Annotated in this window: 11 protein-coding genes and 1 other annotated feature; of the genes, 8 read left to right on the top strand and 3 right to left on the bottom strand. The window is 37.2% G+C overall.

Features of this window, described 5'->3' with window-relative positions; all coding sequences use genetic code 11:
* Positions 1 to 94: 94 nt before the first annotated feature.
* The 6 genes from B096_RS0102840 (at position 95) to B096_RS0102815 (ending at position 6,445) form a co-directional block, all read left to right on the top strand.
* Complete coding sequence (locus tag B096_RS0102840) at positions 95 to 772, top strand: metal ABC transporter ATP-binding protein (protein WP_018579279.1); 678 nt, start codon at positions 95 to 97, stop codon at positions 770 to 772.
* Positions 765 to 1,562, top strand: coding sequence for a metal ABC transporter permease (locus B096_RS0102835; protein ID WP_018579278.1), 798 nt, complete (start codon positions 765 to 767; stop codon positions 1,560 to 1,562). The genes B096_RS0102840 and B096_RS0102835 overlap by 8 nt, the downstream gene beginning before the upstream one ends.
* 40 nt (positions 1,563 to 1,602) lie before the next feature.
* Positions 1,603 to 1,797: a binding site (T-box leader), on the top strand.
* A 34-nt stretch (positions 1,798 to 1,831) separates the two neighbouring features.
* Positions 1,832 to 2,863 carry a phenylalanine--tRNA ligase subunit alpha gene (gene pheS / locus B096_RS0102830; protein ID WP_018579277.1) on the top strand — a complete coding sequence of 344 codons (1,032 nt, stop codon included), beginning with the start codon at positions 1,832 to 1,834 and terminating at the stop codon, positions 2,861 to 2,863.
* A 9-nt stretch (positions 2,864 to 2,872) separates the two neighbouring features.
* Positions 2,873 to 5,248: a phenylalanine--tRNA ligase subunit beta gene (gene pheT / locus B096_RS0102825; RefSeq protein WP_018579276.1), complete on the top strand. Its 2,376-nt coding sequence runs from the start codon at positions 2,873 to 2,875 to the stop codon at positions 5,246 to 5,248.
* 18 nt (positions 5,249 to 5,266) lie between these two features.
* On the top strand, positions 5,267 to 5,989 hold the full coding sequence (locus B096_RS0102820) for a YebC/PmpR family DNA-binding transcriptional regulator (protein ID WP_018579275.1): 723 nt from the start codon (positions 5,267 to 5,269) through the stop codon (positions 5,987 to 5,989).
* Positions 5,990 to 6,127: 138 nt separating this feature from the next.
* Positions 6,128 to 6,445: a hypothetical protein gene (locus B096_RS0102815; RefSeq protein WP_018579274.1), complete on the top strand. Its 318-nt coding sequence runs from the start codon at positions 6,128 to 6,130 to the stop codon at positions 6,443 to 6,445.
* Positions 6,446 to 6,498: 53 nt separating this feature from the next.
* Here B096_RS0102815 and B096_RS0102810 read toward each other — a convergent pair whose 3' ends face one another.
* The 3 genes from B096_RS0102810 to plsY all read right to left on the bottom strand — a co-directional run bounded on the left by B096_RS0102810 (position 6,499) and on the right by plsY (position 9,610).
* The gene (locus B096_RS0102810; protein WP_244264560.1) at positions 6,499 to 8,166 is read right to left on the bottom strand and encodes a putative ABC transporter permease subunit; all 1,668 of its coding nucleotides are present in this window, start codon (positions 8,164 to 8,166) and stop codon (positions 6,499 to 6,501) included.
* A 26-nt stretch (positions 8,167 to 8,192) separates the two neighbouring features.
* Positions 8,193 to 8,909 (bottom strand): ABC transporter ATP-binding protein, encoded by a 717-nt coding sequence (locus tag B096_RS0102805; RefSeq protein WP_018579272.1) that lies wholly within the window; start codon positions 8,907 to 8,909, stop codon positions 8,193 to 8,195.
* A gap of 98 nt (positions 8,910 to 9,007) precedes the next feature.
* Positions 9,008 to 9,610, bottom strand: a complete 603-nt coding sequence (plsY, locus tag B096_RS0102800; RefSeq protein ID WP_018579271.1) for a glycerol-3-phosphate 1-O-acyltransferase PlsY — start codon at positions 9,608 to 9,610, stop codon at positions 9,008 to 9,010.
* A 130-nt stretch (positions 9,611 to 9,740) separates the two neighbouring features.
* Here plsY and parE point away from each other — a divergent pair, with 130 nt between their 5' ends.
* Both parE and parC read left to right on the top strand, forming a co-directional pair.
* Positions 9,741 to 11,651, top strand: a complete 1,911-nt coding sequence (parE, locus tag B096_RS0102795; RefSeq protein ID WP_018579270.1) for a DNA topoisomerase IV subunit B — start codon at positions 9,741 to 9,743, stop codon at positions 11,649 to 11,651.
* Positions 11,641 to 14,109, top strand: coding sequence for a DNA topoisomerase IV subunit A (gene parC / locus B096_RS0102790; protein WP_018579269.1), 2,469 nt, complete (start codon positions 11,641 to 11,643; stop codon positions 14,107 to 14,109). Before parE ends, parC begins: the two co-directional genes overlap by 11 nt.

Raw genomic sequence — 14,109 nt, 5'->3', positions numbered from 1 at the left:
TGCATATAGAAATATATCAAATTCTTTTAGGCAATGAATTCGATCAATGCAAATGGATTAATAAACTGTAATTAGAGAAAAAGGAGGTTGTATCATGGAACCGGTGCTCACTATAGAAAATATGGATTTTTCATATTCAAAAAACAAGATTCTTGAATCAGTATCTTTCTCAATTGAGAAAGGTGATTTTGTTGCGTTAACAGGGGCAAATGGATCTGGGAAATCAACTCTGTTAAAAGTGATTTTAGGATTTCAAAAACCACAAAAAGGAGTGGTAGATTTGCTCGGAGAACCGATTAGTGAATTCACCCAATTTAATGAAATTGGTTATGTACCTCAGGGGGGGTTACTCAGTGTGGCTGATTTTCCAGCAACTGCCCTCGAAATTGTAATGTTAAGACTTCCTAAAGGAAACTTTTTTAGCTTTTATCGGAAACAACGTGCACAAAAAGCAATGGAAGTTCTAAAAATAGTCGGTATGGAATCTCATGCCAATGAAATGATTGGAAATCTTTCAGGTGGACAGTTGCAACGCGTTCTAATCGCACGCGAATTAATTGTGAAACCTCATGTATTATTTTTAGATGAACCGACAAATGGTTTAGACCAGCCCTCAATTGAGAATCTCTACAAACTTTTAACCGTTCTTAATAAAGAACGTGAAATGACGATCATTATGGTTACTCATAATATCGATCATGAGATTCAGAATATTAGTAGGATTTTAGAGGTTAAAGATCGACATGTGAGCGAGGTGACGATGCATGTTTAAATATGAATTTATGCGGACAGCTTTTTTAGTAGGGGGACTTTTAGCGGTTATTATTCCACTTATTGGTGTTGTCGTAGTTTTTAAAAGAATGTCAATGATAGGCGATGCCTTATCCCATGTATCCTTAAGTGGAATCACGATTGGTCTTATTATGGGATTTAACCCAATCGTTGGAGCAATCGCTTTAAGTTTAATTGCTGCGTTGAGTATCGAATTTATACAAAAGCGCTTTGGAAAATACCAAGAATTAGCTATTGCAATCATCATGTCTTTCGGAATCGGTTTATCAGGTGTATTATTGGGGTTCGTGAAAAATCCCGCGAATTTTAATAGTTTCTTATTTGGAAGTATTGTCGCAATCGGTGGAAGCGATAATTATCTTGCAATATTGTTGAGTCTTGTTGTCATTATCATATCAATTAAATACTATCGTGAATTTTTCTATATTGCTTTTGATGAAAAATCTGCTTCTTTATCCGGTGTTGATACAAATCGTATGTCTCTCATATTCACCATTTTGACCGCGATTACGGTTTCCATTGCATCTCGGATTGTAGGGGCTTTAATTGTATCTTCACTGATGGTGATTCCTACGGCATGTGCGATGCAAATATCCAAAAGTTATCGATCTACGATGATCTATGCAATAGGCTTCTCACTTGCCTTTGTATGGGCTGGCCTTGCCTTATCTTATAATCTAAATTTAGCTCCAGGAGGCACAATCGTCTTATTAGGTGTTGCTGTGCTTATTGGTCTAATTTCTATAAAAGCTGTATTTAAGCGAGTGTAATCTTGAATTTATGCTCGCTTTTAGGTATAATAAAGAGGATAAAAAATCATTGAAGAGAAGCAGTAGTAGGGATAATCATTTATAGAAACAATAGGGTTGATGGAACTATTGATTGATTACCTACGAATTCATCTTGGAGAGAAGCTAATCACTTCCGTGTCGTTTGCGTTAAAAACGAAGAGATGTATACATTTATTGTATAAATCAGGATGGTACCGCGCTTGACGTTCCTGGACGTGCGGTTTTTTTTATGTTTAAGGAGGATTTATATGGACTTGAAAGATATTATGACTCAAGGGATTGAGGCGATAAAAGAAGCGAAAACTCTTGAGCACTTGAATGATGTTCGTATTGAATATCTAAGTAAAAAAGGTCATTTAACAAAAGTTATGGGCCAAATGAAAGACTTATCGAATGAAGAAAAACCTTTGTTTGGTAAGCGCGTAAATGAAGCGAAACAAAGCATCGAAACTGCACTTAAAGAAAAACAAGCAGATCTAGAAGCAATCAAGCTAGAACGAGATATGGCGAAAGATGCAATCGATGTTACATTGCCAGGAACTCAATTTAAGCAAGGAAGTCAAAATCCGTTGATTTTAATGCGTCGCGAAATGGAAGACTTTTTCAGAGAAATGGGTTATCAGGTCGTTGAAGGCGATGAAGTTGAACTTGATTTATACAACTTCGAACGTGCTAATATTCCCCAAGATCACCCAGCGCGCGAAATGCAAGATACGTTCTTTATCGATGAACACACCCTTTTAAGAACGCATACAACTGCAATTCAAATGCGAGCATTAGAAGAATACGCACCTTCTGTACCAGTTAAAGTTATCTGTCCCGGTAAAGTTTATCGCCGTGATGATGATGACGCAACGCATTCACACCAATTTGTTCAAATGGAGGGATTGGTTTTAGGTCATGGCATTACCTTGTCGGATCTTAAAGGTACACTGAATCTTTTTGCGAAACGTATGTTTGGCGAAAGTCGCGAAATTCGTTTCAGACCAAGCTATTTCCAATTTACAGAGCCAAGTGTCGAAATTGATGTTACATGCCATATCTGTGGCGGTAAAGGATGTAATATTTGTAAGGATACAGGATGGATTGAAATATTAGGTGGTGGAATGGTTCATCCAAACGTTTTACGTGCAGCCGGTTACGAGGACGAGCGATTGTCGGGATTTGCTTTTGGAATCGGTGTTGAACGTATCGCAATGCTTAAATATGGAATTGATGATATTCGATCATTTTATACAAATGATAAGCGATTCATTGATCAATTTAAGCGATTTGAGTAGGAGGCTCGTATGTTAGTTAGTAGAAAATTATTAAATAGATATGTTGATATCGCTGATATTGATACACTTAAACTTGCAGATACGTTAACTAATGCAGGATTAGAAGTTGAGGGTATTGAACCGCTCGTACACGGAACACATTTAACTGTAGGACACGTTCTAGAATGTGAACCCCATCAGGATAGTGACCACCTTAACGTCTGCCAAGTTGATCTCGGTGACCGTGTTGAACAAATCGTTTGTGGTGCTTCAAACATTGAAGCGGGATTATATGTATGTGTTGCGCAAGTTGGTGCCGTATTACCGGGTGACTTCAATATTAAAGCTTCGAAAGTTAGAGGTGTTGAGTCTAATGGTATGATTTGCTCTTTGAATGAGTTGGGTGTCGCGGAAAAATATCAGACTGAAGATCAAAAAACAGGGATTGTAATTTTACCTAAAGCTGAACCAGGAAGTGATCCTGCGGTTGCGTTAGGGTTAGATGATGAAATATTAGATATTTCGCAAACACCGAATCGTTCTGATTTTATGTCGATTATATCCATCGCTCATGAAGTAAGTGCACTTTTCGGCCGGAAATTAACCTTGCCTGAATTTAAAGATGCATCGGATTTAGGATCTGAAACAAATTTAAAAATTACGTCTTACACAGAAAAATCTCCTTTATTTATGGGAAAAGTTATAGGACATGTGACAATAGGAACATCGCCTGAATGGATTCGCGAAGCACTTATTGGATCAGGAATTAAACCTATAAATAATGTTGTTGATATTTCTAATCTTGTTATGCTTGAAACAGGTCATCCGATGCATTTCTATGATATTGATTTCTTAAGCAATCAAGATTTATCGGTTCATGATGATTTTGAAGGAACTGTTGAGGCCTTGGATGGTCAAACTTATGATCTTAAAAAGAATGATCTCGTAATTATGAATGGGAATATCCCCGTAGGTATTGCAGGCATTATGGGATTGGGAAATTCAATGATTAAACCGACATCAAAAGGACTTGTTATTGAAGTTGCGCGATTTAATCATGTTTCTGTTCGAAAAACAGCCACACGTCTTGGTTTAAGCAGTGAATCATCAACACGTTATACAAAGCCTATGGATAATAACGCTTCGAAACAAGCAATGGATCGTGCCGTACAGTTATTGATTGAATACGCCGATGCTTCTGAAATCGAAGAAACAGTTCAGTGGGGTTCATTAGACAGTAGTCCTGAAATCGTATCAATTACTGCGGACCGAGTTAATGAATATCTTGGGACTTCTTTAGAAGAAATGGTAATTGTTGATGTTTTTGAACGTCTTAACTTTAAGCCAATCGTGGAACAAGGATTAATAACGTGTACAATACCTTCTTATCGTAAAGATATCTCGATCGAAGAAGATTTAATTGAAGAAGTAATTCGTATTGTCGGGTACGATGTTATGGATGAAACATTACCATTAATGGATTTAACAGTAGGGAACTTAAACACGAAACAATTAAAAACACGGATGATCGAAGATGTTTTACTTGGTTTTGGTGCCGATCAAATTTTGTCCTATACACTTGTAGATGAAGCGAAAACACGCGGTTCAGAAAGTTTAGGAACACCAATTCGCTTGGCCAATCCAATTAGTGATAAACGAGCATTTTTACGTACACATTTATTACCATCGATGGTCGAAGTCCTCGCTTATAATAATGCACACAAAATCTCTGATGCACTCTTTTTTGAACACTCCGCTGTATATGCACAAGACGCAAAAACGAGTCGATTAGGTATTATTGGTCAAGGCCAATTATTCAATCAAAACTGGACTAAGACAGCGATTGAACTTGATTTCTTTACACTTAAAGGAATGCTTATGGAACTTTTAGCCAAATTGGGCTTCAATGAAAAACGATTCCAATTTAAGGCAACAGGTTGCGATACCGATATGTTCCACCCATTTAAGAGTGCTGAGATTATGTTTGATCGTAAACATTTAGGCGTTATCGGACAATTACATCCGACTTATGCTAAAGAATTTGACTTAAAAGATCCTGTTTATCTTGAAATTGACTTGGATTTCTTATTAGGTCAAAAAGCGGGTGCGATTAAAGCAACGCCTGTTGCAAAGTATCCGATTATGACTCGTGACCTAGCGATACTTTGTGACAATGAAGTATTAGTAAGTGATATTGTACAAGCAATCGAAAAGGTATCGCGAAAATACCTTGTAGATTTAAATGTCTTTGATGTGTTTACATCAGAAAAATTAGGAAATAAAAAATCTATTGCATTCCAACTATCGTTTGGGCAAGACCGTACCTTAGAAGTCGAAGAAATTAATGATATAATGAATGCAGTGATTAATGAATTAATCAAACGTTTCAACGTTGAAGTGCGATAACATTAGGAGGTAAATATTATGGGTAGAGCATTTGAAGTTCGTAAGGCATCGATGCAAAAAACAGCAGCAGCCAAAACGAAAGTATATTCACGCTATGGAAAAGAAATTTATATGGCGGCAAAAGCAGGGATTCCAGATCCAGAGATGAATGTAGGGCTAAAACGTATTATTGATGAGGCAAGAACAAAACAAGTTCCGGCCGACGTTATTAAACGTGCAATTGAAAAAGCAAAAGGGGGATCCGAAGAAAACTATCACGCCGTGCGATATGAAGGATTCGGTCCTGGAGCGTCTTCATTTATCGTGGAATGTTTAACGGATAATGATAATAGAACTTATAGTGAAGTTCGAAATTGTTTCACTAAATCTAAAGGTAAAATCGGAGTTAATGGTTCGGTTGTTCATGGTTATGAACATGTAGGGCTCCTTTCTTTTGAACATAATGATGAAGAAGCGATTATGGAGATTTTGCTTGAAAATGAAGTTGACCTGATTGATATTGAACAAGAAGATGGTCATATTTCAGTTACCGTTGAGACAACAAGTTTACATAAAGCAAAAGAAGCATTAGAAAGCAAGCTTGGTGAAATTAAATTTGATGTTCTTGAAATAACCTACTTACCCAATGAGTATGTTACGGTTGAAGGTGATGATGCGGAAAACTTCAAAAAAATTCAGGCAATGTTTGATGAAGTTGAAGATATCCAAGAAGTTTATCACAACGTTAAATTTGAAGATTAAAATTACGACCTCTAGAATTAATTCTAGAGGTTTTATTATGTGATTATTTAATGAAGATTGTAAACGTTTAGTCAAATGCTTTGCTTGATTTGAACCATAACGCTATAATTTAATTAAGCATAAAGGAGGCTTTATATTATGGGAAATTTATTAGACAAAGCAAAAGAACTTGCAGAAAAAGCTAAGAGCTCAGCTGATGATTTGGGTGTTAAAGCCAAAGAGGCAGCAGAAGATCTCGGTGAAAAAACTGAGTCAGTTTCAAAAGACGCTACCGAAAAAGTAAACGAATTTGGTGAAAAAGCAAAAGAAACTGCCGAGGATGTGCTCGAAAAAGGACGCGATATGACTGCAGATGCTGTTACCAAAAGCAAACAAGTAGCAGAAGACCTTTCAGAAAAAGCGAAAGAGACTGCAGAAGATTTATCCGATAAAGCGAAAGAAATCTTTAAAAAATAATTAATACAAAAATGGATAAAAAAACTCGAAGTTTAAATTCGAGTTTTTTTTTATTAAATTTGTTCGATAACTTTTGGTAGTCGGTTTTTCACAAAAAGTTTAATTAATTGATATGTAATCAAAGTATATATTATCAGTCCGATACCAAAAGAATAAATAACAGTAATAGGATTAAAATTAAACAGTGCAACTATGAAGAGACCAATGATCACAAAAGAAGTAAAAAGCGGTACCATCGTTAAAAAGTTTTGCTTTATCGCTTGTGTTTCATTATCCCAGATTAGTTTTGGTGCGAAGACATCGAGCACGACGGCACTGGTGTTGGATATCATTGAGCCTATCACAGCACTTATCATAAAGATTATGATGTATCCAATATTTAAGCGAATCAGAAGGCTTATAATGATACCTACGACCCATGTAGGAATCACTGTGATACATGCACCGATTAAAATTTTTGCTTGAACGACAGTCATTAAATTGATTGGCATTGATTGAAATTGTTGGAGTGTACGCCCTTCACGAGAAATCGAAGTTGCAGAGATTAATCCGATATTTGCCATGAAATAGGCAATCATGAGACCGATAATCGCAACAATGGTAATTCTAGTGAGTCCAGATTGCGAATAAAACGTAATATTCATAACCTCATTTATTGCAAGTGTTATTTCAGAGAGTGACACCGGTGCTTTTGAGATACCAATCAATAGTGGCATGAAAATCATGACCGGAAGAATAATTAAACCTGAAAAATAATTGGTTGTGAAGACTGGGGTACGAAGAATATTGCGTATATCGTAACGCATGACTGCACGGAGTGGACTGGACCGCTTCGACTTGTTTTTCAATTCTTGTTGCGATAAGGCGACCTTATTAGAACTTGATTCGTCTATTCCAATAACACCGTTAAAGTATAATTTTTGCACCATGGTCACCAAAATGAAAGGGATAATTATTGAAAAAACAATTCCTAAACCTAATTGTGCATAGTCGGCATAGACGACGCCACTGGCTAACATCGTGATTGTTGGTAAGGCGGTGTTCATAACTTTAAGTAAAGCATTATCTCCTGAGGTAATGCTGGCCATTAAGTTGGCAATATAATCTGTATTACCACTTCCAGAGGATTGTCCAAAATAAGCGATTCCAAGTCCTAAAATAACAGCAATTCCAGTTGAACAGTAAGTATAGACATCTTTATTTTTGAAAAAAGGGATGAAGGTTAGAATGATAATCATAAAGATTAATGCAAGGGTAAAAGGAATAATTGGAATCATGATAGAACCTAAGATGAAGCGCAATATGAATAAAATATCGGGTTTTACGTTGACAATATAGGCGATTGCAAATGGAATAAAGATGATTGAAGCGGTGATATACATTGTAATCAAACTTGTGATAAATTTTGAAAACAGGATATCAGAGGGTTTCACAGGTAAAACCAGATAACGCTCAATGTCTTTAGAAAAATAAAAAATACCTGGTACAATCATAATTCCCATAATAAGGATGTATAGGGTAGCTGTTGTGAAGAGCGTATATATTGTAATCCCGGATTGCCCGAGTTGAATTGACTTTTCAATGAGGCTATTCCATAGAAAGTAAACGATAACCCCAAGATAAACAAAAATAAAGCCAAACAATACCATCATCATTTTTGATGCTTTTTTCTTTTTAGTAGTAAGTTGTTGTGTGAAATCATAGCTCGATGACTTCATCATGATTTGAGTGAGTGTTAAAATCCGATTCATTTTGTAAGCTCCAAAAAGATTTCTTCTAATGAAAGTTGGCCATAATTTGCTTTTAACGCTTCAAGTGTACCCGTGTAAACGATATGCCCCTGATTAATAATAACGACCTTGTCACAGAGTTTTTCAGCAACTTCAAGAACGTGTGTTGAGAAGAAAACGGCACCACCTTGCTTTGCGTGATCTTTCATTGTTTCTTTGAGTACGTAGGAAGACTGTGGATCCAAACCAGTTAATGGCTCATCAAGGATTAGGAGGTATGGGTTATGAATTAGGACACCAATTACCATAATTTTTTGTCTCATACCATGGGAATAAGATAAGAGTTTATCATTTAAAGCTGCTTCCATGCCGAGAAGGCGTGTATAGGTTTCCATACGTTCGTGTCGATCTTCTTCACTAACATTATAGATATCGGCGATAAAATTTAAATACTCAATGCCTTTTAATTTTAAAAAGGCATTGGGATCGTCAGAAACATAGCCAAATTGTTTTTTTGCTTCAATGGGTTGATCGATGATATTAAAATCATTCAAGGTAATGGAGCCTGCATCGGGCTTAAGGATTCCTGTGAGCATTTTTATTGTTGTTGTTTTCCCGGCTCCATTAGGTCCGATAAAACCTACAATTTCTCCTGAATTTATTTGAATGGAAACATCGTCCACTGCTTTGTGGCTTCCATTATATGTTTTTGTAACCTGTTTTATATCAATCATTTGCTTCTCCTTTAGTTATAATATAGGTAGATTATATCACTATTTTCACTATTTTCAATATTTGCACCGAGTGTGTTTTAAAAAAGAGGGCAAGCCCTCTACATCCACGTTATTTTACGTTCTGTCTTTTCTTTAATGCGCTGAATGTTGGTTCGATGACGGTAGACAACGATTGCAGCAATAATCGCGAAAGCAAGTGTAACATGAAGATTATCTTGTGAAACTGCGAGAATCACGACGGATGCTATGATGGACACAATTGCAGATAGGGAAACCATTTTTGATAGATAGAGTACACCAAAAAAGATAAGTACGGGAACGATAAAATGTAGGATAGGTCGTTTTGTTACCAAAATCGAAATACCTAACAAGAACCCCATAGCAGTTGATACGGCTTTACCACCTTTGAACTTTGCAAAGATAGGAAAGCAATGTCCCAATGTCGCAAAGAATCCGGCATAGATTGTTGCTTGTGGAAAAATAAAGTATGTTATCACCATTGCGATAGTCGCTTTTAAAACATCTAAGATGGCAACAGCAACACCAGCTTTAGCACCTAAGGTACGGCCTGCATTCGTCCCTCCAAGATTTCCTGAACCATGTTCTCGAATATCTGTGTTAAAAAAAACTTTCCCAATTACAAGGGCATTAGGAATTGATCCTAAGAGATATCCAAGAACGCTTGCTAATAATATTTCCATAAATTCACCTCAAAACCATTTTACCATGTTCAAAGGTAAAGTTAAAAGAAGTTTTCTTCAGGGTTAAACTTTTAATGCTCAATTAAGCATAGTGTCATGATATAATACACGTTGAGAGGAGTTGGAGAGCTTGAGTACACAAAATTATTCAGCATCAAGTATTGAGATTTTAGAAGGTCTTGAAGCTGTAAGAAAACGCCCTGGGATGTACATTGGATCTACCGATTCACGTGGTTTGCATCATTTAGTTTGGGAAATTATGGATAATGCCATTGACGAAGCACTTAATGGTTTCGGGACAACAATCCGATTAAATATTGAAGATGACATGACTGTATCGATTCGTGATGAGGGTCGAGGAATGCCTATTGAAACGCATAAAAGCGGCGTGAGTGCATTGCAGGTCATTTTTACTGTGCTTCATGCTGGGGGAAAATTCTCAGAAGCAGGGGGATACAAAACCAGTGGAGGTCTTCACGGAGTCGGAGCTTCTGTAGTGAATGCTTTAAGTGAAGAAGTCAATGTAAGTGTGTTCCGTAAAGATGGAACTTATAATATGACATTTAAAAATGGTGGTAAGGAAATTGGGCCGCTGGAAAAAACAACAGATCGTGGACCGATTGGAAGTCGTGTTCGCTTTAAAGCCGATCCTACGATTTTTAAGAATTCAAAATTTAGTTTTGATACGATTTGCGAACGTGTTCAGGAAAGTGCATTTTTATTACAAGGGATTCAATTCATTGTAACGGATGAACGTGTAAACATTACACGTGAATATTGTTATGAAAAAGGGCTTGAAGCCTTTATGGAATACATACATGAAGATCAAGAAGTACTGAATGATGTGATTCTTTTAAATGGAACTGAACAAGGAATTTCAGTGCAAATTGCATTGCAGTATAATGAAGGATATAACGAGGACACCTATTCCTATGTTAACTTAGTGCGGACACATGACGGTGGAACTCATGTTGCGGGTTTCCGTTCAGGCTTCACAAAAGTAATTAACGAGTGGGCCCGTAAGCATAACCTCCTTAAAGACAAAGAGAAAAACTTTGAGGGTAATGATGTGCGCGAAGGGTTATCGGCTATTTTGTCTGTGAGCATTCCTGAAAACTTATTGCAATTTGAAGGACAGACAAAAGGTAAACTTGGAACTCCTGCTGCTAAAGGGGTGGTGGATGCAGTCATTACGGAACAATTGCCGTACTATCTTGATGTTCACCATGAAGAAGCGACTAAAATTATTACTAAAATTCAAAAAGCATCTCATGCTCGTTTAGCTGCACGTAAAGCTCGAGAACAAGCACGAAGTGGAAAACGGAATAAAATCGAACGTATTCTGTCGGGTAAACTTGCTAATGCACAGACACGCAACAAGAATAAAAATGAACTTTATTTGGTTGAGGGTGACTCTGCGGGGGGAAGTGCAAAACAAGGTCGAGATAGCAAGTTTCAAGCTATTTTACCGCTGCGTGGTAAGGTGTTAAATACTCAAAAAGCAAAATTTGAAGATATATTAAAAAATGAAGAGCTCAATACTATTATTCATTGTGTTGGTGCTGGCGTTGGCAAGGATTTTGAATTGAAAGACTGTAACTACAATAAAATTATCATTATGACCGATGCGGATACTGATGGTGCACACATTCAAGTCTTGTTGTTAACCTTTTTCTTCAGACATATGCGTCCATTGGTCGAAGCAGGTTATGTTTATATTGCGCAACCGCCCCTTTATCGAGTTAAGTCTGGAAAACATGTTCAATATGCCTATACTGATGAAGAACTCGATGCTTTCCGTAAAGAACACGGTAAAATCGAAATTCAACGCTACAAGGGGTTGGGTGAAATGAATGCAGATCAACTTTGGGAAACGACAATGGATCCGGAAAGCCGTTCCTTAATCCAAGTTCAAATTGATGATTTCCTTGTTGCAGACAAACGTGTATCTGTTCTTATGGGCGATAAAGTCGATGTTCGCCGTGAATGGATTGAGCAAAATGTTGCATTTACGCTAGAGGAGGATCCACATGTCTCATGATTCAATGATTAAAATGCCGATTGAAGACATCGTTGGGGAACGATTTGGTCGGTATTCAAAATATATTATTCAAGAACGTGCATTGCCGGATGTGCGAGATGGTTTAAAACCAGTTCAACGTCGTATTCTATATGCGATGTACCACGATAAGAACTTATTTGATAAACCATATCGAAAATCTGCGAAAACAGTCGGACTTGTTATCGGTAATTATCATCCACATGGGGATAGTTCCGTTTATGAGGCGATGGTTCGGATGTCGCAATCATGGAAAATGAATATGCCTTTAATTGATATGCAAGGAAACAATGGGAGCATCGATGATGATCCTGCTGCGGCGATGCGATATACGGAGGCACGTATTTCCAAATTATCACAAAAACTTTTAGAAAATATTGATGAAGAAGTTGTTCCATTTGTCTTAAACTTCGATGATATGACGACCGAGCCATCTGTATTACCGGCGCGTTACCCGAACCTTCTAGTGAACGGATCTACCGGAATTGCAGCGGGTTATGCGACAAATATTCCGCCGTTTAATCTTAATGAAATTATGGATGCAGCCATTTTCAGGTTGCAAAATCCAAATTGCACGGTCGAGGAAATTATGACGATGGTTCAAGGTCCTGACTTTCCTACGGGAGCAATCATTCAGGGACGCGAAGGCATTGAAGATATTATTCGCAAGGGTAAAGGACGCATTGTTGTACGCGCAAAAGCCGATATTGTTGAAAATAAAAGTATGAAACAAATTGTGATTACCGAGCTCCCTTATGAAGTGATTAAATCAAATGTTGTTCGTAAGATTGATGAATTACGATTTACGAAAGCAAGTGAGGGATTTGGCGATGTTATGGACGTACGCGATGAATCTGACCGTACAGGACTTCGTATTGTTATTGACTGCAAGCGGGATGCAAATGTTGAGAGCATTCTCAATTTATTCTATAAATATACTGAGTTACAGGTTTATTACAATGCCAACATGGTTGCAATTGTGGACCAACGACCTAAAGTTTGTGGGCTCTTACAAGTTTTAGATGCCTATCTCGCATTTAGACAAGAAGTTGTATTAAATCGAAGTAAGTATCGTTATGAACAAAAAGAGAAACGTATTCATATCCTTGAAGGACTTATGAAGGCAACCTCAATTTTAGATGAAATCATTGCTGTGATTCGTGGTTCAAACAATCGTTCCGACTCACGAAATAATATTATGGAATCATTTGGTTTCACAGAGGCTCAAGCAACTGCAATTGTTGATTTACAACTGTATCGTTTGTCATCAACTGATATCAATGCATTACGCGATGAATTCGCTAAACTTGCAAATGAATTGGAGTATCTTGATCTTGTTATCAGTAACGTCGATATGCTCAATAATTTAATTGTTAAAGAGTTTATGGAAATAAAAGAAACCTTCGATACTCCAAGACGATCAACCATTGAAGCAGAAATCTCAGAATTAGAAGTAGATCATCTCAGTCTCATTACAAATGAAGCTGTTATGGTTACCGTATCGCGAGATGGATATCTTAAAAAAGTATCGATGCGTTCTTATGGTTCCAGTCAAAAAGATGTCATAGCCTTAATGGATGAAGACCAACCCGTTTTCAGTGCTGAAGTCGAAACGACGGATTACCTGGTTTTCGTAACTTCAAAAGGCCGTTATGGTACTATTTTAGTTCATGAAATTGAAGAAGCGCGTTGGCGCGATACCGGATCGCATATCAATCAATATATGAAATTTGATCCTGATGAAAAAATTATCAGTGCCTTTACACTCAAATCTTTCAATACCTATCGATTTATTGTAACGGCAACCGCATCAGGAATGGTTAAGAAAACAGCGATTTCCGAACTCGAAGTAAAACGAACAAACCGTCTTTATGACGTCATGAAGTTAGGTAAGTTTGATGAGTTAGTCGGAGCTGTGGTTACTGCAGATGATGACCACTTAATCTTAGTAAGTAAAGAAGGTCAATGCATGCGCTTAGACCTCACAGAAATAAATCCAATAGGATTGCGTGCAAAAGGGGTTATTGGTATGAAACTCAAGCTTAATGATCGAATCATGTCAACCATTCGTTTACGCGATGAGACTGAGGTGGTTTTTGTTTCAGATCGATATCAAATGAAACGAATTAAAGAGCATGACATTGCTGTTAATAACCGAGCAACTCAAGGTACTTCAATTGTTAAGACGGTAAAGAGTAATCCTCACTGTTTGAGTGAAGTATTTGTAGGGAATATCCACGATGACATCATGATTTATAATGATCATGCATCTGTAGTAGCGATTAAAGATATACCACTGATGGCTGCTGAAGCAACCTTCTCAACAGTAACCAGCGAGAAGAACTTCTGTATCTTGAGACCTCGTGTTCATGTCATGAATGTTGAGATACCCAAAATCGAAGGTAAAAGCATAGAGGAACCTTTGAAACTTGATTTATAA

The sequence above is a fragment of the Erysipelothrix tonsillarum DSM 14972 genome (genome assembly GCF_000373785.1).
Taxonomy (GTDB): Bacteria; Bacillota_I; Bacilli_A; order Erysipelotrichales; family Erysipelotrichaceae; genus Erysipelothrix; species Erysipelothrix tonsillarum.
Note: the sequence above shows the minus strand (reverse complement) of the source record. Positions and strands in the feature narration are given on the sequence as shown.